Source organism: Paracoccus sp. S1E-3, from assembly GCF_013868135.1.
Classification (GTDB): Bacteria; Pseudomonadota; Alphaproteobacteria; order Rhodobacterales; family Rhodobacteraceae; genus Paracoccus.
This window is the reverse complement of sequence record NZ_JACEMU010000004.1, coordinates 1,872,087-1,889,651: the sequence shown is the minus strand read 5'-3', so window position 1 is coordinate 1,889,651 and position 17,565 is coordinate 1,872,087. Positions and strand designations below refer to the sequence as shown.

Here is a 17,565-nt window from a genome sequence, read left to right as displayed (position 1 = left end):
TCAGGCGGTGGCGGGCCGCGCGCCACTGTCGGTCGCGCTGTCCTGCGGCGGCACTGCGATCATGGGGGCCGGTGGCGCGGGGGTGAAGCGGACCATGCGCTTGCCCCCCGGCAACGCCGAGACGGTCCAGCCGAGAACGCCGGCCTCGGGCGGCCCGAAGATCACCCCACGATCCTGGCCCGAGACATCCTCGCGGGCCAGTTCACGCTCGAGTTCGGCGAGGCCGGGCGCTTCAGTCCATTCGCCGCGCCAGCTCTGCAGGGCCTCAGTCATCCGGTCTGGGGCGGGCCCCCAGAGATCGGTGTAGCCTTTGTTCGTCATCACCACCTGCCCGACAGCATTGAAGACGATCAGCGCCTGACCCAGCCCGTCCAGCACCTGCGAGCCAAGCGTCAATTCGGCGCGGAACTTGCGCGTCAGAGTAATTTCCGAGGTGATATCGTCGAACAGGAAGGCGACCGCGCCGCCGGGATGGGGCCGCCCGGTGACGCGATAGGTGCGCCCGCCCGGCAGGGACCAGGTCTCTACGTGATAGCCAGCGGACGCCGCCGCTTCGAGCGTGGTGATCTGCTTTCGCCAGGACCGGTAGTCGCGCGGCTCGGGGATCATGCGCAATTCGCGCAGCTGGTCCAACACGCTGTAAAGCGAAGGGCGGCTGGTCAGGAAGGCCGCCGACAGGCCGGTCAGGTCGATCAGCGCCGGGTTGAACAATTGCAATTGCCGGTCACGGTCGAATATGGCCAGCCCGATCGGCAGATCGGCAAAAGTCTTGGTCAGGGTTTGCAGGAACTCGCGCAGGCTCTGCTCCGCCCGGACCTCAGCGTCTGCGGGCAGGGCATAGGTGGTCAGCCCGGCCTCGTCCCGATATTCATAGCAGTCGAACCAGCTGGTCGAATCCGCGACCTCGACCCGGGCGCGCCGCGACTGGCCATCGGGACCCGAGGTCGTGTCCGATTGCAGGATTTCGGGCAGTGGCCAGGCCGTGGCGGCAGGATCGCCGCGTTCCGCCGCCTCCAGGTAGGCGGCGTTGGCCCAGACGATCCGGCCGGCATCGTCGCGGCGGGTGATCATCATCGGCGCGCCTTCGACAATCGCCCGCAGCATCGCCAACTCCTCCTCCATCGCCTGCTGCGAGAGGGAATCGACGACGATTCCGGCCGCCTCGGCATCGGGGCGCACCAGCGTCAGGCGCAGCGCGCCGTCGGCGGTCTCCTCGGCCATAAGGCGCAGCCGGGCCGAGCCTGCGCCGCCATGGCCGGTCAATTCCGCCCGGCCATGATGCTCGGACAGCGTATCGAGCGCCGAGAGGTCGCCAAATCGCTGACCCAGCCAGATCTTCAGCGCCCCCAGATCATTGCCTGCGCAACCGTCCATGATGCTGCGGGCCGGCGCGGTGGCGTCGGCCAGTCGGCCATTGCGGAACAGGAAGATGCAGGGCGAGACAAGATCCGACGCCAGAAGCGCGGGACGGTCGCGTCGGTCCGCCCATCTGACGGCCAGTGTCGCCAGCAGCACCGAAATGACTGCCCCAATCAGGGCAATGGCAATCGTCAGAATCGGTTGCATGAATAACCCGTAAAAATCGTGCGTGATCCAAGCCTCACACGTATTACGTTAAAAAGTAGTTAATGCTTCAACTGATTTGTGGGTTCTGGCGCAGCGGGGTGCGGTCGTCGGCGCGGATTCGCGCGATTGGCCATCGAATTGTGACTTTTGCGCCAGCCTTTCCATTGTCGAAATGCAGTCGCGCGCTGGTCCCTTCCAGCAGGGCGCGGGCGATGAACAGCCCCAGGCCCATCCCCTCGTAGCCCGGCCGGCGGTCGTTGCGGCGGCTGACCGGGAAGGGATCGGCGAGCTGGCCCAGCGTCGGCGCCGCAAAGCCGGGGCCGTCATCCTCGATCACCACGGTCAGTTGATCGGTCGTCCAGTCCGCATCGATGATGACCTGCGAACTGGCGAAATCGACGGCATTCTGGATGATGTTGCGCAGCCCGTGGATCAGCCCCGGATCGCGACGGATTACAGGCGGCGCGGGCTGGTCGGCCAACCGGATCGTGACCGAGACGCCGCGCGCTGTATGTGGCTCAGCCGCTTCTTCCAGCACAGTTTGCAGCGGCGCCGCGTGCAATTGCAGATCGTCCTTCCCGGCGCGACCCATCGACCGCATGATGTCGCGGCAACGATCGGCGGATTGGGTCAGGGTCCGGGCATCCTCGGCCAGATCCGTGCGCTCGGGCAGCGCCTCAGCCAGTTCATCCTGCATTTCGGCGGCGATCAGTTTGATCGTGGCCAGCGGGGTGCCCATCTCATGCGCGGCGGCGGCAATGACGCCGCCCAGATGCTGCAGCTTCTGTTCGCGCGCCAGAGCCATCTGGGTGGCGAAAAGGGCGTCCGTCGTCGTCGCCAGTTCGCCCGAGACGCGGCGCGCATAGGTGGCGAAAAACACCACCCCGATCAGGATCGCGACCCAGTGCGCCAGCTGCAGGATGGGCGGCATCGTCAGGTTCAGCGACGGGTGCTCCAGCGGCGCCGCCAGCCACCCCGCGAGCGAGATCATCACCACCGTCACCGCCCCGACCATCACGGTCTGGCGGTCTTCCAGCGCCGTCGCGGCAATCGTGACCGGCACCAGCACCAGCAGCGCGAAGGGATTCGACATGCCACCGGTCAGCCCGATCAGCGCAGAGATCTGCACCAGATCGAAGACCAGCTGCCAGGTCGCGCCGGACGGCGTCACCCGCGCGGGCGAGGCGGTCATCCACAGGTTCAGCGCCGCCCCCGCCCCCACCAGCGCCAGCGCCGGCAGCACCGCGAAACGAACCCCGATCAGCCACGCGGCCATGATCGCCAGCAGTTGCCCGACAAGCGCAACCCAGCGCAACAGCACCAGGGTGCGGCGGCGGATCGGCTCGGCCCGCGGACGGTCACCGGGCAGCCCGGTCGCGCTTAGTTGGGGACCCACAGGCATCGCTATTCCTTCTGCGGCATACCGCCCCGTTGATATCTGCGCCGCCATGCGCGATCAATGCGCAGGAAAATTGCGGACAGGACAGGCGGACGGGATATGAACGACAAGCGAATTCTCATCATCGGGACGGCGGCCGCGGCCGCGCTGCTGATCGGGGGGGCATTGTGGCTGAACCGGGGCAATGGCGACGCGGATCAGTTCGCGCAGTGCCGCGCCGGGGTGATTGCGGGCGGCGCCGGCGCGCTGGGCGGTGCGTTCGAACTGACCGACGAAACCGGCAAACGGGTCACCGATGCGCAGGTCTTCACCAAGCCGTCGCTGCTGTATTTCGGCTATACCTTCTGCCCAGATGTCTGTCCGCTCGACAGCGCCCGCAATGCCGAAGCGCTGGACCTGCTGGACGAACAGGGTATCGACGCGCAGGCGGTCTTCATCAGCGTCGATCCGAAGCGCGATACGCCCGAAGTGGTCGCCGAGTTCACCGACAACCTGCATGAGAAGATGATTGGCCTGACCGGCACGCCCGAGGAGATCGCCGCCGTCAACAAGCTGTGGAAGAACTATTACAAGGTGAACGACGATGGCACCGATTACTATCTGGTCGATCATGCGACCAACACCTATCTGGTGATGCCGGGCGCGGGCACGGTTGAATTCTTCCGTCGCGACCTGACGCCCGAGCAGTTGGCGGAACGGGTGGCCTGTTTCGCCAACGCGGCCTGAGGCCGCTGGTGGCGTCATAATTGATTCTTTCCGCTTTATTGCCTAGAAACGAAAGGCAATTCTGTGCGGAGGTGCTCATGACGGTCGAAAATCAGGTGAATCCGGGCTCCGATCCGTCTCTGCTGCTGGTCGATGACGACGAGATCTTCGTGAACCGCCTGGCCCGCGCGATGGAACGGCGCGGCTTCGTGCCGACCGTCGCGCTGTCCGTGGCCGCGGCGCTGACGGCGGTCAAGGCCAACCCGGCCGCCTATGCGGTGGTCGATCTGCGGCTGGAGGATGGCAGCGGGCTTGATGTGGTCGAGGCGTTGCGTGATGCGCGCGCCGACGCGCGGATCATCGTGCTGACCGGCTATGGCGCCATCGCCACCGCCGTCGCTGCCGTCAAGATGGGCGCCACTGATTATCTCTCCAAGCCCGCCGATGCGAATGACATTGTCTCGGCGCTTTTGCAGACCGGCGAAACGTTGCCGCCGCCCCCCGAAAATCCAATGTCTGCCGATCGGGTGAAATGGGAGCATATCCAGCGCGTTTATGAGCAATGCGACCGGAACGTAAGCGAAACTGCGCGGCGTTTACATATGCATCGGCGGACACTTCAGCGGATTTTGGCCAAAAGAAGCCCGCGGTGAGATAAAATTTATCAAATCGATTTGACATTGCGATTTGAATAACTTTATTCACCCAAGACTAACGCTTTTGGAGTGATCGATGAACGATCTCGAAACACTAACGCTCAAGGAACTGCAGGAATTGCGCGGTAAGGTCGAACGCGCCATTACCAGCTACGAAGAGCGTAAACGCCGTGAGGCAATGGCCGCAGCCGAAGCTGCTGCGCGCGAGCATGGCTTTTCCCTGAACGAGCTGACCGGCGCCAAGGTTGCCGGCCGTCGTGGCGGGAAAGTGGCGCCTAAATACGCCAATCCCGAGAACGCCGAACAGACCTGGACCGGCCGCGGCCGCCGCCCGCAATGGGTGCAGGAGGCGCTGGCTTCGGGAAAATCGCTGGACGATCTGGCGATCTGAAACAGATGCCTGCCTGCGGCGGGCATTTTTTCTTCTGGCGCAATTTGCAAGGCGATTTCAGATCGCTGAAATGAGCATCGTGAAGCGGTCCAGATAAGCTTGCCGGACCTCGGCGGGCGGACGCAGGCGAATTTCCAGATCCGTACAATATTCGGGTTTCGGCACCTTGAAGATGCCGCGCGCTTCAGCCTCGGAAAATCCGGCGATCTGAATGGCCTCAAGCCAGGCGGAAATCTGGTCGGCGAGCTTGATCTGCTTTTTGATAATCGCTGGGATTTTCGCCGGCAGCCCGAAACGGCGATGGACCGCCAGGGCGATGCGTTCGTCCATCTCTCCATATTCACGGCCAAGTGCGCCCTTCACGGGCGAGATCATGTCGCCAAGCACATATTCCGGGGCATCATGCAGCAGCGCCGCCAGCCGCCATTGCGGGCTGGCATCAGCGCTGATGCGGCCGAAGGCCTGTTCGACCAGCAGCGAGTGTTCGGCCACGGAATAGGGCCAGTCGCCGCGCGTCTGGCCGTTCCAGCGCGCGACGAAGGCCAGCCCGTGGGCGATGTCCTCGATCTCGATGTCAAAAGGGGTCGGGTCGAGCAGGTCAAGCCTGCGGCCCGACAGCATGCGCTGCCAGGCCCGGTGTGTGGATCTCGCCACGGATCAGGAAACGGGCGCGTCCGCGGGGCGTTCGGCCTGGGCGCGGCGGGCGATTTCCTGACGGTACAGCGCGACGAAATCCACCGGGTCCAGGTTGACCGGGGGGAACCCGCCGTCGCGGGTGGTGTCGCTGATGATGCGCCGGATGAACGGGAACAGCATCCGCGGGCATTCGATCATCAGGAAGGGATGCAGCTGGTCTTCCGGCACGCCCTCGACATGGAAGACCCCGCCGTAATCCAGTTCGCACATGAACAGGTTGGCGTCATCGGCGGTGTTCTTCGACGCCACACGGAACTTGCAGATCACCTCGTACTGATGCTCGACGCTGCGCTTGCGCGCATCCAGGCTGACCTGGACCGAGACTTCGGGGGTGACTTCCGCGCCGCTCAGGCCGCGCTGTGCGACGATGTTTTCAAAGGACAGATCGCGCACATATTGCGCCAGGATCTGCATGCGCGGCGGCTGCGGGGCGGCTGCGTTGGGGGCGGCTTGCGGGGTCTCGTCGGTCATGTCTTATCCTCTTGCGTTCACATCTTGACGATGTTCTAGCACCCGTTGCGCAGCGCCTCAACGTGACAACGGGCTTCGGGATCAATCCGGCCGCGTCCAGCCCGAGGGCCGGTTGCGACGCCCGCGCCTGTCGTCGCCTTCGGGCGCCGGCAGTTCGATATCGCCGCGCGTCGCATAGGGATCGTCCTGCACGACGTAATCGCCATCGATCACCTCATCGTCGCGGCCCGGCCAGCCGTGGCGCGGATCGCGGGCAGCATCAAAGCCGAAGCCGCTGCGGGTGACGGTCATATGCCGCGAGGCGCGCCGCATCACCCAATCGCGCACCGCCGGGATCAGCAGCAGCAGCCCCAGCGTGTCGGTGAAAAAGCCCGGCGTCAGCAGCAGCATCCCGGCCACCACGATCATCAGGCCGTGGGCCAGCGGCCGGGTCGGGTCGTTCAGCGTGCGGAAGGATTGCTGAACCTCCAGCAGGGTGCGGCTGCCCTGGCTGCGGATCAGCACCGAGCCGAGGACCGCCGACAGCAGTACCAGCGCGATCGTCGGCCACAGGCCGATCAGGCCGCCCACCTTGATGAACAGGGCGATCTCGATCACCGGGATCAGGATGAACAGGAAAAACAGCGGCATGACATTCCTCGGACACGGGGGGAAACTGGACTTGGCCCCCATCGGTCCCTACATAGGTGCGGATAACGAAAAAACAAACCGCCGGACCGCCGGACTGAAGGATAACCGATGTCGAACCCGATGCTGCAACTGATCGTCCTGGCCGCAATCGCAGTCTTCCTGATCCTGCGTCTGCGCGGTGTTCTGGGCACGCGGGATGGCTTTGAACGGCCGCCGGTTGAGGATCGGTCGGCCAGCGGCGATTTTGATCTGGTCGTCGACGACACCCGCAGCAATGCTCCCGATGACGATCTGGCCGATCATGTCGATCCGTCCAGCCCGGCCTATGCCGCGCTGGCGGCCATGAAGCGGGCCGAGCCGTCCTTCTCGCTGGGCGAATTTCTGGCAGGGGCGAAATACGCCTATGAAATGATCCTTGTGGCCTTCGAGAAGGGCGATCTGGAACCGGTCCGTCCCTTCCTGTCGCCCGAGGTCACGGCGGCGTTCGACAGTGTCATCGAAGCGCGCCGTGCCGCCGGCCAGACGGTCGAAGCGCAGTTCCTCGGCACGCGCGAAACCGCGCTGCAGGGGGCAGAGTTTGACCCCGCCACCCGTCAGGCTGAACTGACCGTCCGCTTTGTGGGCGAAATGATCTCGGCCGTGAAGGGTGCCGACGGGATGGTGGTCGAGGGCGATCCCAAATCGCCGCGCAAACAGCGCGACACCTGGACCTTCGAGCGCGTGATGGGGTCGGAAGACCCGAACTGGCGGCTTGTCGCGACGGGTGTCTGATGTCGCGCCGTCGCGGTCTGACGCCGGAGGACCGCGAGCTTTGGTCCCGCGTGGCGAAAACCGCCACGCCGCTGCATCCAAAGTCCCTTAAACCGGCCGAAGATCCGCTTGGCGCGACCCCCAAATCCCCTGCCCCGCAACCCCGGCCTTTGCCGGGGTTCGAGCTTCCGGCGACGCTGCGCATCGGCGCCAAGGCGCGCAGCGGCCGCAGTCATGATCTGGCGCCCGCACCGGCCGACGCGATCCGCGCCGCGCCGCTGCGCATGGATCACAAGACCCACAAGCAGATGACACGCGGCAAGATGCGCCCCGAGGCCCGGCTGGACCTGCACGGCATGACGCTGGCCGAAGCCGGACCCGAGCTGATCGGGTTCATCCTTTCCTGCCATGCGCAGGGGATGCGGCTGGTGCTCGTCATCACCGGCAAGGGCAGCCGCGCGGGCGACGAAGGCCCGCTGCCAACCCGTCCCGGCGCGCTGCGCCATCAGGTGCCGCACTGGCTGCATACCGCGCCGCTGGCAGCGGTCGTCCAGCAGGTCGCGCCCGCGCATGCGCGCCATGGCGGATCGGGCGCCTATTATGTCTATTTGCGGCGCTGAGGTTTTTCCGGCAGCGCATCGGCGAAGCGCACACCGCGCGTGATCCAGGCCGTCAGGCTGGCATCATCCTGAACCGCTTCGGGCGCAATGGTCACGAAGGCGCTCGCTTTGCGGCCGCCGCCCACATCCAGTAACGCTACCTGCGGATCGCCGAGCGCCGCGGCCGCCCCCTCGGTCCCGAGGCGCACCATCAGCCTGTCCCCAGAGACGCCGCAGCACATATGTCCCCGCCGCAGAAAGCACAGCGCGCCCATCATGGGTTGTTCGGCGGCGCCCCCCATCTTTTCCAGCGCCACGCGCACCCGCGTGGCCAGCAGCCAGTCATAGGCCATCGCTACCTCTGTTCAGCCGGACCGCGCGCGCTTTTCGCGCAATTGGTTGATGCGGCGGGAATAACCGGCCTCGTGCGTGATCTCGACCAGCCAGGCGGCGATCAGATCGGGATCGGTCGGCCCGATATGCAGGCCCGGCGTGATTTGCCCGTCGGCAATGGCGCGCGCCGCCAATGCCAGCATAAGCGAATTCAGCCGGTATCGCGCCCAGCCCTGACGGTCGCCCACCGCATCCAGCACCCATTCCTTGTGCCAGCGGGTGCGGCCGTCATTTTCGGCCCGCAGCATGACCGAGAGCACCACCCGGTCGGCCTCGGTCGGGGCAAAGGGGTGTTCGGCCCACAGAGTTTCGGCCATGGCCTGCAGGGCCTCGGCGTCCTTGCCGGTCTGGCGGATGGTGTCGAAGACCTCGGCCCAGCCGTCGCGCCAGCCCTTCAGGCGGATCGCGCCGCGCTCTGCCGTCTGAACCTGCCAGGCGGGATCAAAGCCATAAGCCGCCAGATAGGGCGCCACATCGTAATGCGGATAGACCTGATGCCGCTCGGGCGTGGGCAGGTGCAGGTCATAGTCGCGGATTACGTCAAAGGGAAAATCGGCGCGCTTCACCCGGCCGTCACCGATCCAGCTGGTCGGGGTCGCCAGCGCGTTCAGCAGCGATAGCGGACTGGTGTTGAACTTGTGGCGGAAGTTGTCGGGATATTTCGGCACACCGCCGCCATAGGCGGTGAAATGCAGCACGTCCCCCGGCTGGGCATCGTAGCTGTAATCATTGACCAGGTCGCGCGCCATCAGATGCTCGATTCCGGGCACCATACCGGCCTCGGCCAGAACGCAAAGCCCGCGATCCGCCGCATCCGCGACCGTATCACGCAGCCCTGCCGAGGCGTGCCAGCCAACCGCCAGATGCGCCCCGCGTTCCATCGCCAGCCGCGCCACCGCGAATTCCGTGGGACGAGGCGCCACCACGATATCGCCGGGCTGCACCGCCTCCCACAGCTGTTCCATATCCATCGGATGCTGCATTTCTGCGGGAATGCCGGGCAGCCGCCCCTCGCGCGTCCAGACCTGCGCGGCGACATCGATATTCTGTAGATGCGCCAGTCCGAACAGGGCGTCGGCCCCGGCATGGACCCAATGGATCGTGGTCATGTCACTCCCTCGCATCCTGCGGCAAACCATCGGCGATTCGATAATAATCGCCCTTGAATGCGGTGAAAATATGACGCTCCAGCGTGATCCCGGTAGGTGTATCGAGGCACCCAAGCGCCACATCCAACCTGTTCGACCCGATCGTCCGCCAGAACAGCGACGATCCGCAGACCGCGCAGAAGCCGCGCTCGGCCTGTTCCGAGGACCGATACCAGCGCGGCGCGTCGCCGCTGATCTCGACATTCGCCACGGATACGGCGGCCCAGGTATCGCCCGACCAGCGGCGGCACTGTTCGCAGTGGCACCGCGCCGCATCGCCCACCTGCCGGCCGCGAAACCGAATGGCGCCGCACAGGCACCCGCCGCTCAGCTCAGAGCTTCCCGAAGACATCGTTCAAAATCCCCGCCAGGGCCGCGGCATCCACCTGCGTGAACGCATCCGGCTGGTCGCTGTCGATATCCAGCACGCCGATCAGCCGCCCCTGGGCCCCGAAGACCGGAATGACCAGTTCCGACCGGGTCGAGGAGGCGCAGGCGATATGTCCGGGAAATGCATCCACATCCGGCACCAGCTGCGCCTCGCCCGTGCGTGCGGCTGCTCCGCAAACCCCGCGCGAGAATGGGATGACCAGACAGCCATGGCCGCCCTGATAGGGCCCGATCTTCAGCAGCTCCGGCCCTACCACCCGGTAGAACCCGGTCCAGTCGAAGCGTGCATCCGAATGGTGAAGCTCGCAAGCCAGCGTGGCCATCAGTGCCACCTCGTCGGTTTCGCCTTCCGTCAGTGCCGCGATCCGCGCCGCCAGCCCATCATAATCCGTATCCGTCATATCTTTCATTCTGGTCCAAATATCCTGCAGGTTGTCGGTCGATGCGCCATCGTTGCCAGAACCGCGCGGCAATGGCGGCAGGCCCAAGCCTAGACCGGCAATATCGTGGTCGATTTCAGTTCTTCCATCGACAACAGCGCGGTGACGTTGAAAATCTTCACCTCGGCAATCAGCGCCTGATAGAACGCGTCATAGGCGCGCGCGTCCGACACCCGCAGCTTGACGATATAGTCGATCTCGCCCGCCAACCTGTGCGCCTCCAGCACCTCCGGCCGGGCCTGAAGCGCATCCAGAAAGCGCTTCTGCCACTCTGCCTCGTGTTCACTGGTGCGGATCAGCACGAAGAAGCAGGTGCCGCGATCGACCGAATCGGGGTCGAGGAGCACCGTCTGCCGGGTGATGACCCCCGCATCCTTCAGCTTGCGGATCCGGTTCCAGACCGGCGTTTTGGACGAGCCCACCTTGCGGGCAATATCGTCCAGGGACTGGCTGGCATCGTCCTGCAGCTCGGTCAGGATTTTCCGGTCCAGCAGGTCCAGGCGGAGTTTCTTTTCGCGCAGATCATCCATAGCGGGGGTTTGTCCTGTTTGGCGGTCACAGCGGAACAGTATTCCTTGTTTGCGGCAGATACTAGCGAAGAAATGGAAAATTATCCTATATAGGGGCAAGCCCCTAACGGAGATTCGCCATGGCCCGCGCATTTGAGCCCGTCGTCATTTCAGCCAACGACCTTTTCGATGGCCGCGTCATCTATCTGAGTGGCAAGGACGAATGGGTCAGCCAGTTGCAGCAAGCGCAGCTCATCACCGACGAAGGGCAGGCCAAGGACCGCATGGCGCAGGCTCTGGCACTGTCGGATCGCGCCGTCGGCGTCTTTCTGGCGCCGGCAAAGGCGGGCCCCAACGGTCCCGAGCCGGGCCACCCGCGCGAGGCGTTCCGGGCGCAGGGCCCCTCGAACTATTTTCACGGCAAGCAGGCAGAGGACGCGTAATGTATCACCACTCCGAATTTGACCGCGCCTTCGTCGTTGACCGCGCCCAACGGTTCCGTGACCAGGTCAACCGCCGCATCTCGGGCGCGCTGACCGAAGAGGAGTTCCGGCCGCTGCGCCTGATGAACGGCGTCTATCTGCAACTTCATGCCTATATGCTGCGGGTGGCCATTCCCTACGGCAGCATCAACCCCGATCAGCTGCGCCAGCTGGCGCTGATCGCTGATCGATGGGACAAGGGTTATGGTCATTTCACCACCCGCCAGAATATTCAGTTCAACTGGCCCAAACTGGTCGACATTCCCGATATGCTCGACGCCTTGGCGGCGGTCGGGATGCACGCCATCCAGACCTCGGGCAACACCATCCGCAACGTGACCGCCGACCATTTCGCCGGTGCCTCCGCCGATGAGATCGCCGATCCCCGCCCCTATGCCGAGCTGATCCGGCAATGGTCCACCGACCACCCGGAATTTCAGTTCCTGCCCCGCAAGTTCAAGATCGCCATCTCGGGCAGCCCGAATGACCGCGCGGTGGTGAAATCCCACGATATCGGCCTGCGCATGATCGAGCAGGACGGCCAGCCTGGGTTCGAGGTCTCGGTCGGGGGCGGTCTGGGCCGCACGCCGCTGGTCGGTCAGGTCATCCGCGACTTCCTGCCCGCCACCGATCTGCTGCCCTATCTGGAATCGATCCTCTCGGCCTATAACACGGTCGGGCGGCGCGACAACAAATACAAGGCGCGGCTGAAAATCGCCGTGCTGGAGCTGGGCATCGACCATATCCGCGACCTGACCGAGGCGCGGTTTGCGGAAATCCGGCCGCAATTCGACGGCACCGACCAGCAGATTCTGGCGCAGATCGCGGCGCAGTTTTCGGCGCCGACGCTGGTGGATGGACGCGGCACGGCCGAATATGACGCCGCCCGCGCCGCCGATCCGGTCTTCCGCTCGTGGAGCGATACCAACCTGCACGCGCATCGCCACCCCGATTACGCCATCGCCACCATCTCGCTGAAAAAGCACGGGTCGACGCCGGGGGATGCGAGTTCCGCCCAGATGCGCCTGATCGCCGATCTGGCCGAGCGTTTCGGCCAGGGCGACATCCGCATCAGCCACGAGCAGAACGTGGTCCTGCCCCATGTCCACAAGGCCGATCTGGCCGCGCTGCATGCCGCTCTGCGCGAGGCCGATCTGGCGACCGCGAATCTGGGCCTGATTTCGGACATCATCGCCTGCCCCGGTCTGGATTATTGCGCGCTGGCGACGGCGCGGTCGATCCCGATCGCCCAGCAGATCGCCACCCGCTTCGACGAGCTGAAGCTGGAGCATGAAATCGGCGAGATGAAGATCAAGATCTCGGGCTGCATCAATGCCTGCGGGCATCACCATGTCGGCCATATCGGCATCCTCGGTCTGGATCGCGCGGGCGTCGAGAACTATCAGGTGACCCTTGGCGGGGACGCCACCGAGACCATGGCCGTGGGCGAACGCGCCGGTCCCGGCTTCTCGAAGGACGAGATCATCCCGGCCATCGAACGCCTTGTCGGCGCCTATCTGGACATCCGCGAGGATGCCTCGGAAACCTTCATCGAGGCCTATCGCCGCCTCGGGCCGGACCCGTTCAAGGCCGCGCTCTATCCCCAGAAGGAAGCCGCGTAATGGCGCAGGTCGTCACCATCCCGACCCGACCGGCGCGCGTTGCGGCGCTGAACAACCGTTATCGCCACCACGCGGCCATCCGCGTGCTGGGCGATGCGCTGCGCGATCCCGACCTGGGTCGGGTGGCGATGGTGTCCTCCTTCGGGGCGGATTCGGTGGCGCTTCTGCACATGATCTCGGTGGTGGATCGCAACACGCCGGTGCTGTTCATCGACACCCAGATGCTGTTTCCCGAAACCCTGGCCTACCAGCAGGAAGTCGCGGCCAGGCTGGGGTTGACCGATCTGCGTATCATCCGCGCCAATCCGACCTCGCTGGCGGCCACCGATCCCGATGGCGACCTGCACAAGCGCGACACCGATGCCTGCTGCGACCTGCGCAAGACGGCGCCGCTGAACCGGGCGCTGGGGGATTTCGACAGCTGGATCACCGGCCGCAAGCGCTTTCAGGGCGAGACCCGCGCCACGCTGGAATTCTTCGAGCCCGACCCCGCCGGCCCCCGCATCAAGATCAACCCGCTCGCCCACTGGACGGCGCGCGACGTTGCCGACTATATCGCCAATAACGATCTGCCGCGTCACCCGCTGGTCGCCAAGGGTTATCCGTCCATCGGCTGCGCGCCCTGCACCAGCCCGGTCGCGGAAGGCGAGGACCCGCGCGCCGGCCGTTGGCGCGGGCAGGAAAAGACAGAATGCGGAATCCATTTCGTGAACGGAAAAATGCAGCGTATCGTGCCTTCCCAACCTGCCGCTTTCGTGCCGGAAGACGGCCTGCCGGTGATCGTGCGCGACACGGGTTTCGGCCCCGAGGACTGGACCGGCCCGATCCTTGATCTGGCGCCTGACGCCGATCTCGACGACCCGAACCTGCATCTGATGGATGCGCCGATGATCCGCGTGTCCTTCCCCAGCTTCTCGGACGGTCGCGGATTCACGCTGGCCCGGCGGCTGCGGGTGGCGGGTTACAAGGGCCGTCTGCGTGCGCAGGGCCATGTCATCGCCGACCAGTTCCCGATGGCGCGCCGGTCGGGCTTTGACGAAATCGAGATCGATGCCGATCTGGCCCGCCGCCAGCCCTGGGATCTGTGGCAGCGTTCCGCCGGGTCGCTGTCCTATCTGAACCGGCTGGGCCGGAAGGCCTGAGAAAACTCCGCGACGTCATGCTTGCCTGACAGCGGGCGGTGGGAATGATGGGCCAAACCCCTGGAGGAAGCCCATGTCCCTGCCGCCCGTTCTGTCGCATCTGCGCATTCCCGTCATCGCCTCGCCCATGTTCATTGTCTCGGGGCCGGAACTGGTCATCGCGCAGTGCAAGGCCGGCATCGTCGGCAGCTTCCCGGCGCTGAACGCCCGCGAGAAGGAAGGCGAGCCGATCCAGCTTGACCTCTGGCTCACCCGCATCGCCGAGGAACTGGACCGTCACAATCAGGCCAATCCCGACAATCCGGCGGCGCCTTTCGCAGTCAATCAGATCGTCCACCGCTCGAACGCCCGGCTGGAACGCGACATCGAGATCTGCGTGAAGCACAAGGTGCCGCTGTGGATCACCTCGCTGGGGGCCCGGCCCGAGGTGAACGAGGCCGCGCATTCCGTGGGTGGCGTGGTCTTTCACGACATCATCAACAACACCTTCGCCCGTAAGGCGATCGAGAAGGGGGCGGACGGCCTGATTGCGGTTGCCGCCGGTGCGGGCGGCCATGCCGGGGTGCAGTCGCCCTTTGCGCTGATCCAGGAAATCCGTGCGTGGTTCGATGGGCCGGTCGCGCTGTCCGGGTCGATTGCGACGGGCCGCGCGGTGCTGGCCGCGCAGGCGATGGGGGCTGACTTCGGTTATATCGGCAGCCCCTTTATTGCTACCGAGGAGGCCCACGCCATCCCCGAATACAAGCAGATGATCGTCGAGTCCGGGGCCGAGGATATCGTCTATTCCTCGCTGTTCACCGGGGTGCACGGCAATTACCTCAAGCCCTCGATCCGCAATGCGGGGCTCGACCCGGACGATCTGGAACATGCCGATGCCAGCAGCATGAACTTCGCGCAGGGCGCTTCGAAGCCGAAAGCGTGGAGCGCGATCTGGGGGGCGGGCCAGGGCATCGGCGCGATCCGTCAGGTGCAGCCGGCAGCGGCCTATATCGACCAGCTCGCCCGCGAATATGCCGAGGCCAAGGCTGCGTTAGCCGGCTAACACCTCGACCGCTGCGTCGCTGATCGCGGCCAGCGGGCCGTAGAAGATCAGCGCCGGGGCGGTGCTGGGGCCGTCGCGGCGCAGGGCCTCGGCCAGTTGGGCCACGGTGCCGCGCCGCAGCCGCTGACCGGGCTGGGTGATGGCTTCGGCGATCAGCGCGGGGGTGTCGGCGGGCAGGCCGTGGGCGATCAGCCCCGCCGCCAGATCGGGAAAGCTGCGCTGCCCCATGAAGATCACAGTGACTGCGTGCGGATCGGCAAGCGCCGCCCAGTTCAGATCCTGCGGCAGTTTGCCGGTCACATCGGCGCCGGTCAGATACTGCACCCGCCGCGCGGTCAGGCGGCGGGTCAGCGGCAGCCCGGCCTCGGCCGCGGCGGCATTGACCGAGGACACGCCCGGCACGATCTCGAACGCGATCCCGGCCCCGCGCACGGCGGTCAGTTCCTCTTCCAGCCGGCCGAACATGCCGGCATCGCCGGATTTCAGCCGCACCACGCGCCGCCCTGCCCGCGCATGTTCCAGGATCAGCGCATTCACCGCCTCCTGCTTGGCGCTTGGGCGGCCGGCGCGCTTGCCGACTGGGATCAGCGCCGCCTGCGCCGCCAGCGCCAGGATCGGCCCCGAGGAAAGGTCGTCGTAAAGCACCACATCCGCGCGGGCCAGCCGGTCGGCCGCGCGGCGGGTCAGCAGATCGGGGTCGCCGGGACCCGAGGAGACGAAGGAAACAAAGCCGCTCATCCGTTCTGCCTTGCGCGTTTCCACCGCCTTGGCAAGAGATGGTTGCATATGCGACAGTTGCTGCGCCAAACCTGCCCAAAGACAGATCACTGATGAACGATTTCCGGCTGGACGATTTTCTGCCCTATCTGCTGAACAACGCGGCCGAGTCCACCAGCCGCGCCTTTTCCGAACATTACCGTCGCGGCTATGGGCTGACCCGCGCGCAATGGCGGATCATGGCGCATCTGGGCACGTTCGGGGCGCTGACCGCGTCGGAAATCTGCACGCGCGGCTTTCTGGAAAAGTCGAAGGTCTCGCGCGCCGTCGCCGGGCTGGAAGATGCGGGCCTGTTGCGGCGCCAGCCCTCGACGCATGATCGCCGGGCCGAATTGCTGTCGCTGACCGACAAGGGCCAGCAGGTCCATGCCGATCTGGCCGCCCATGCCCGCAGTTTCTCCGTCACCCTGACCGACCGGCTGGGCCGCGACCGCGCCGAGGCGCTTGCCGATATTCTGCGCGACCTGATCGACCCGGCGCCGCAGGACTGAAGCCTTGCGCGAATCCGGCCCGCATGTTAGTTGCGTTTGCAACTTATGGAGGGGGATGACATGCCGTTGAAAAGCTGGATTGAGACCGCGAACGCGCCGGACTGCGACTTTCCGATCCAGAACCTGCCTTACGGCGTGTTCTCGATCGGCGGGGATGCGCCGCGCTGCGGGGTGGCGATCGGCGACCGCATCGTCGATCTGGCGGCGGCCGAGGCGCAGGGCTATCTGGATGCCGGCGGCAGTTTCTCGGCCCCGCAACTCAACGATTTCATCGCGCTCGGCATCGTCAAATGGACCGAAATCCGCGGCGTGCTGACAGCGCTGCTGGCGCAGGACGGCGACCAGAATATCCCGACCGTGGCCATGGCCGACGCCACCATGCACATGCCGATCCGGGTGACGGAATATACCGATTTCTACGCCTCGAAGAACCACGCCTTCAATGTCGGGGTGCTGTTCCGTGGCCCCGAAAACGCCCTGCCCGCGCAATGGACGCATATGCCCATCGGCTATAACGGCCGCGCCTCCTCGGTCGTGGTGTCGGGGACCGATATCATCCGCCCGATGGGTCAGTTGAAGGGCGAGGACGGCCCGCTCTGGTCCGCCTGCAAGCGGCTGGATCTGGAACTGGAACTGGGCGCCGTCGTCGGCGCGAATACCGCCATGGGCGAGCGGATCAGCGTCGAACAGGCGGAACAGATGATCTTCGGCTATGTGCTGCTGAACGACTGGTCGGCCCGCGATATTCAGGCATGGGAATACCAGCCGCTCGGGCCATTTCAGGCCAAGGCTTTCGCCACCACGATCAGCCCGTGGATCGTCACCCAGGCGGCGCTGGAACCTTTCCGCAGCGAAGGCGCACCGCGCGTCAATCCGCTGCTGCCCTATCTGCAGGAAAGCCGGCCCGGTTTCTATGACTTGAACCTGTCATGGAGCCTGAACGGCGACGTGCTGAGCCGGACCAATTACAACGTGATGTATTACTCCTCGGCCCAGCAACTGGCGCATCATACCTCGTCGGGCTGCCCGATGCGTGTGGGCGACCTGCTGGGGTCAGGGACGATTTCGGGGCCGACGCCCGATTCGACCGGCGCACTTCTGGAAATGACCGAGGGCGGCAAGAAGCCGGTGAAGGTCGGCGACGGCGAGCGGACCTTCCTTCAGGACGGCGATATCGTCACGCTGGACGGCTATGCGCAGGGCGACGGCTATCGCGTCGGCTTCGGCCCCTGCACCGGCACCATCGTCTCGGCGAAGGAGTAAGCC

The 17,565-nt window shown here is 65.3% G+C and carries 22 protein-coding genes and 1 pseudogene; 12 read left to right on the top strand and 11 right to left on the bottom strand.

The window, feature by feature from the left end; all coding sequences use genetic code 11:
• Together H1S04_RS09385 and H1S04_RS09380 are read right to left on the bottom strand one after the other, a co-directional pair.
• Nucleotides 1-1,566, bottom strand: a complete 1,566-nt coding sequence (locus H1S04_RS09385) for a PAS-domain containing protein (protein WP_181745220.1) — start codon at nucleotides 1,564-1,566, stop codon at nucleotides 1-3.
• A 67-nt stretch (nucleotides 1,567-1,633) separates the two neighbouring features.
• Complete coding sequence (locus tag H1S04_RS09380; RefSeq protein ID WP_181745219.1) at nucleotides 1,634-2,968, bottom strand: ActS/PrrB/RegB family redox-sensitive histidine kinase; 1,335 nt, start codon at nucleotides 2,966-2,968, stop codon at nucleotides 1,634-1,636.
• A 96-nt stretch (nucleotides 2,969-3,064) separates the two neighbouring features.
• Here H1S04_RS09380 and H1S04_RS09375 point away from each other — a divergent pair, with 96 nt between their 5' ends.
• The 3 genes from H1S04_RS09375 to H1S04_RS09365 all read left to right on the top strand — a co-directional run bounded on the left by H1S04_RS09375 (nucleotide 3,065) and on the right by H1S04_RS09365 (nucleotide 4,717).
• Complete coding sequence (locus tag H1S04_RS09375; protein WP_181745218.1) at nucleotides 3,065-3,691, top strand: SCO family protein; 627 nt, start codon at nucleotides 3,065-3,067, stop codon at nucleotides 3,689-3,691.
• Between the two features lie 77 nt (nucleotides 3,692-3,768).
• The gene (locus H1S04_RS09370) at nucleotides 3,769-4,323 is read left to right on the top strand and encodes an ActR/PrrA/RegA family redox response regulator transcription factor (protein ID WP_181745464.1); all 555 of its coding nucleotides are present in this window, start codon (nucleotides 3,769-3,771) and stop codon (nucleotides 4,321-4,323) included.
• A 79-nt stretch (nucleotides 4,324-4,402) separates the two neighbouring features.
• Nucleotides 4,403-4,717 carry an H-NS family nucleoid-associated regulatory protein gene (locus tag H1S04_RS09365; protein ID WP_181745217.1) on the top strand — a complete coding sequence of 105 codons (315 nt, stop codon included), beginning with the start codon at nucleotides 4,403-4,405 and terminating at the stop codon, nucleotides 4,715-4,717.
• Between the two features lie 57 nt (nucleotides 4,718-4,774).
• Here H1S04_RS09365 and H1S04_RS09360 read toward each other — a convergent pair whose 3' ends face one another.
• The 3 genes from H1S04_RS09360 to H1S04_RS09350 all read right to left on the bottom strand — a co-directional run bounded on the left by H1S04_RS09360 (nucleotide 4,775) and on the right by H1S04_RS09350 (nucleotide 6,514).
• Entirely contained in the window at nucleotides 4,775-5,338 is a 564-nt protein-coding gene (locus H1S04_RS09360) for an HD domain-containing protein (RefSeq protein WP_181745463.1), read from the bottom strand.
• Nucleotides 5,339-5,374: 36 nt separating this feature from the next.
• Nucleotides 5,375-5,884: a protein-export chaperone SecB gene (gene secB / locus H1S04_RS09355; protein ID WP_181745216.1), complete on the bottom strand. Its 510-nt coding sequence runs from the start codon at nucleotides 5,882-5,884 to the stop codon at nucleotides 5,375-5,377.
• Between the two features lie 81 nt (nucleotides 5,885-5,965).
• Complete coding sequence (locus H1S04_RS09350; protein ID WP_181745215.1) at nucleotides 5,966-6,514, bottom strand: FxsA family protein; 549 nt, start codon at nucleotides 6,512-6,514, stop codon at nucleotides 5,966-5,968.
• A 108-nt stretch (nucleotides 6,515-6,622) separates the two neighbouring features.
• Here H1S04_RS09350 and H1S04_RS09345 point away from each other — a divergent pair, with 108 nt between their 5' ends.
• Together H1S04_RS09345 and H1S04_RS09340 are read left to right on the top strand one after the other, a co-directional pair.
• Complete coding sequence (locus H1S04_RS09345) at nucleotides 6,623-7,285, top strand: Tim44/TimA family putative adaptor protein (protein WP_181745214.1); 663 nt, start codon at nucleotides 6,623-6,625, stop codon at nucleotides 7,283-7,285.
• Nucleotides 7,285-7,884, top strand: a complete 600-nt coding sequence (locus H1S04_RS09340; RefSeq protein ID WP_181745213.1) for a Smr/MutS family protein — start codon at nucleotides 7,285-7,287, stop codon at nucleotides 7,882-7,884. Before H1S04_RS09345 ends, H1S04_RS09340 begins: the two co-directional genes overlap by 1 nt.
• On the opposite strand, the gene H1S04_RS09335 is transcribed toward H1S04_RS09340, so the two are convergent.
• The 5 genes from H1S04_RS09335 to H1S04_RS09315 form a co-directional block, all read right to left on the bottom strand.
• Entirely contained in the window at nucleotides 7,869-8,216 is a 348-nt protein-coding gene (locus H1S04_RS09335) for a TfoX/Sxy family protein (RefSeq protein ID WP_181745212.1), read from the bottom strand. The two genes, H1S04_RS09340 and H1S04_RS09335, sit on opposite strands and share 16 nt — an antisense overlap.
• A gap of 12 nt (nucleotides 8,217-8,228) precedes the next feature.
• Nucleotides 8,229-9,365, bottom strand: coding sequence for a saccharopine dehydrogenase C-terminal domain-containing protein (locus H1S04_RS09330; RefSeq protein WP_181745211.1), 1,137 nt, complete (start codon nucleotides 9,363-9,365; stop codon nucleotides 8,229-8,231).
• A 1-nt stretch (nucleotide 9,366) separates the two neighbouring features.
• Nucleotides 9,367-9,687, bottom strand: coding sequence for a GFA family protein (locus H1S04_RS09325; protein WP_298947197.1), 321 nt, complete (start codon nucleotides 9,685-9,687; stop codon nucleotides 9,367-9,369).
• A 49-nt stretch (nucleotides 9,688-9,736) separates the two neighbouring features.
• The gene (locus H1S04_RS09320) at nucleotides 9,737-10,195 is read right to left on the bottom strand and encodes a GAF domain-containing protein (RefSeq protein WP_181745209.1); all 459 of its coding nucleotides are present in this window, start codon (nucleotides 10,193-10,195) and stop codon (nucleotides 9,737-9,739) included.
• 89 nt (nucleotides 10,196-10,284) lie between these two features.
• Nucleotides 10,285-10,764 (bottom strand): Lrp/AsnC family transcriptional regulator, encoded by a 480-nt coding sequence (locus H1S04_RS09315; protein ID WP_181745208.1) that lies wholly within the window; start codon nucleotides 10,762-10,764, stop codon nucleotides 10,285-10,287.
• 119 nt (nucleotides 10,765-10,883) lie between these two features.
• Here H1S04_RS09315 and H1S04_RS09310 point away from each other — a divergent pair, with 119 nt between their 5' ends.
• The 5 genes and pseudogenes from H1S04_RS09310 to H1S04_RS09295 all read left to right on the top strand — a co-directional run bounded on the left by H1S04_RS09310 (nucleotide 10,884) and on the right by H1S04_RS09295 (nucleotide 15,031).
• Entirely contained in the window at nucleotides 10,884-11,186 is a 303-nt protein-coding gene (locus H1S04_RS09310; protein ID WP_181745207.1) for a DUF2849 domain-containing protein, read from the top strand.
• A complete protein-coding gene (locus H1S04_RS09305) occupies nucleotides 11,186-12,847 on the top strand; it encodes a nitrite/sulfite reductase (RefSeq protein WP_181745206.1) in 1,662 nt (553 codons plus the stop codon). Before H1S04_RS09310 ends, H1S04_RS09305 begins: the two co-directional genes overlap by 1 nt.
• A pseudogene (locus tag H1S04_RS18510) lies at nucleotides 12,847-13,575 on the top strand (phosphoadenylyl-sulfate reductase); the annotation flags it as partial. The gene H1S04_RS09305 and the pseudogene H1S04_RS18510, both read left to right, overlap by 1 nt.
• Entirely contained in the window at nucleotides 13,567-13,989 is a 423-nt protein-coding gene (locus H1S04_RS18505) for a DUF934 domain-containing protein (RefSeq protein WP_255435552.1), read from the top strand. The pseudogene H1S04_RS18510 and the gene H1S04_RS18505, both read left to right, overlap by 9 nt.
• A 73-nt stretch (nucleotides 13,990-14,062) precedes the next feature.
• Nucleotides 14,063-15,031 (top strand): nitronate monooxygenase family protein, encoded by a 969-nt coding sequence (locus H1S04_RS09295; RefSeq protein WP_181745204.1) that lies wholly within the window; start codon nucleotides 14,063-14,065, stop codon nucleotides 15,029-15,031.
• Here H1S04_RS09295 and cobA read toward each other — a convergent pair.
• Nucleotides 15,020-15,769 carry a uroporphyrinogen-III C-methyltransferase gene (gene cobA / locus H1S04_RS09290; protein ID WP_181745203.1) on the bottom strand — a complete coding sequence of 250 codons (750 nt, stop codon included), beginning with the start codon at nucleotides 15,767-15,769 and terminating at the stop codon, nucleotides 15,020-15,022. The two genes, H1S04_RS09295 and cobA, sit on opposite strands and share 12 nt — an antisense overlap.
• Before the next feature lie 92 nt (nucleotides 15,770-15,861).
• Here cobA and H1S04_RS09285 point away from each other — a divergent pair, with 92 nt between their 5' ends.
• On the top strand, nucleotides 15,862-16,299 hold the full coding sequence (locus H1S04_RS09285; RefSeq protein WP_181745202.1) for a MarR family winged helix-turn-helix transcriptional regulator: 438 nt from the start codon (nucleotides 15,862-15,864) through the stop codon (nucleotides 16,297-16,299).
• A 60-nt stretch (nucleotides 16,300-16,359) separates the two neighbouring features.
• Complete coding sequence (gene fahA, locus H1S04_RS09280; protein WP_220185115.1) at nucleotides 16,360-17,562, top strand: fumarylacetoacetase; 1,203 nt, start codon at nucleotides 16,360-16,362, stop codon at nucleotides 17,560-17,562.
• Nucleotides 17,563-17,565 lie beyond the last annotated feature (3 nt).

Coding starts and splice junctions, on each gene's coding strand:
- H1S04_RS09385 (WP_181745220.1), bottom strand. CDS start 1,566: ATGCAACCGATTCTGACGATTGCCATTGCCCTGATTGGGGCAGTCATT.
- H1S04_RS09380 (WP_181745219.1), bottom strand. CDS start 2,968: ATGCCTGTGGGTCCCCAACTAAGCGCGACCGGGCTGCCCGGTGACCGT.
- H1S04_RS09375 (WP_181745218.1), top strand. CDS start 3,065: ATGAACGACAAGCGAATTCTCATCATCGGGACGGCGGCCGCGGCCGCG.
- H1S04_RS09370 (WP_181745464.1), top strand. CDS start 3,769: ATGACGGTCGAAAATCAGGTGAATCCGGGCTCCGATCCGTCTCTGCTG.
- H1S04_RS09365 (WP_181745217.1), top strand. CDS start 4,403: ATGAACGATCTCGAAACACTAACGCTCAAGGAACTGCAGGAATTGCGC.
- H1S04_RS09360 (WP_181745463.1), bottom strand. CDS start 5,338: ATGCTGTCGGGCCGCAGGCTTGACCTGCTCGACCCGACCCCTTTTGAC.
- secB (WP_181745216.1), bottom strand. CDS start 5,884: ATGACCGACGAGACCCCGCAAGCCGCCCCCAACGCAGCCGCCCCGCAG.
- H1S04_RS09350 (WP_181745215.1), bottom strand. CDS start 6,514: ATGCCGCTGTTTTTCCTGTTCATCCTGATCCCGGTGATCGAGATCGCC.
- H1S04_RS09345 (WP_181745214.1), top strand. CDS start 6,623: ATGTCGAACCCGATGCTGCAACTGATCGTCCTGGCCGCAATCGCAGTC.
- H1S04_RS09340 (WP_181745213.1), top strand. CDS start 7,285: ATGTCGCGCCGTCGCGGTCTGACGCCGGAGGACCGCGAGCTTTGGTCC.
- H1S04_RS09335 (WP_181745212.1), bottom strand. CDS start 8,216: ATGGCCTATGACTGGCTGCTGGCCACGCGGGTGCGCGTGGCGCTGGAA.
- H1S04_RS09330 (WP_181745211.1), bottom strand. CDS start 9,365: ATGACCACGATCCATTGGGTCCATGCCGGGGCCGACGCCCTGTTCGGA.
- H1S04_RS09320 (WP_181745209.1), bottom strand. CDS start 10,195: ATGACGGATACGGATTATGATGGGCTGGCGGCGCGGATCGCGGCACTG.
- H1S04_RS09315 (WP_181745208.1), bottom strand. CDS start 10,764: ATGGATGATCTGCGCGAAAAGAAACTCCGCCTGGACCTGCTGGACCGG.
- H1S04_RS09310 (WP_181745207.1), top strand. CDS start 10,884: ATGGCCCGCGCATTTGAGCCCGTCGTCATTTCAGCCAACGACCTTTTC.
- H1S04_RS09305 (WP_181745206.1), top strand. CDS start 11,186: ATGTATCACCACTCCGAATTTGACCGCGCCTTCGTCGTTGACCGCGCC.
- H1S04_RS18505 (WP_255435552.1), top strand. CDS start 13,567: ATGCAGCGTATCGTGCCTTCCCAACCTGCCGCTTTCGTGCCGGAAGAC.
- H1S04_RS09295 (WP_181745204.1), top strand. CDS start 14,063: ATGTCCCTGCCGCCCGTTCTGTCGCATCTGCGCATTCCCGTCATCGCC.
- cobA (WP_181745203.1), bottom strand. CDS start 15,769: ATGAGCGGCTTTGTTTCCTTCGTCTCCTCGGGTCCCGGCGACCCCGAT.
- H1S04_RS09285 (WP_181745202.1), top strand. CDS start 15,862: ATGAACGATTTCCGGCTGGACGATTTTCTGCCCTATCTGCTGAACAAC.
- fahA (WP_220185115.1), top strand. CDS start 16,360: ATGCCGTTGAAAAGCTGGATTGAGACCGCGAACGCGCCGGACTGCGAC.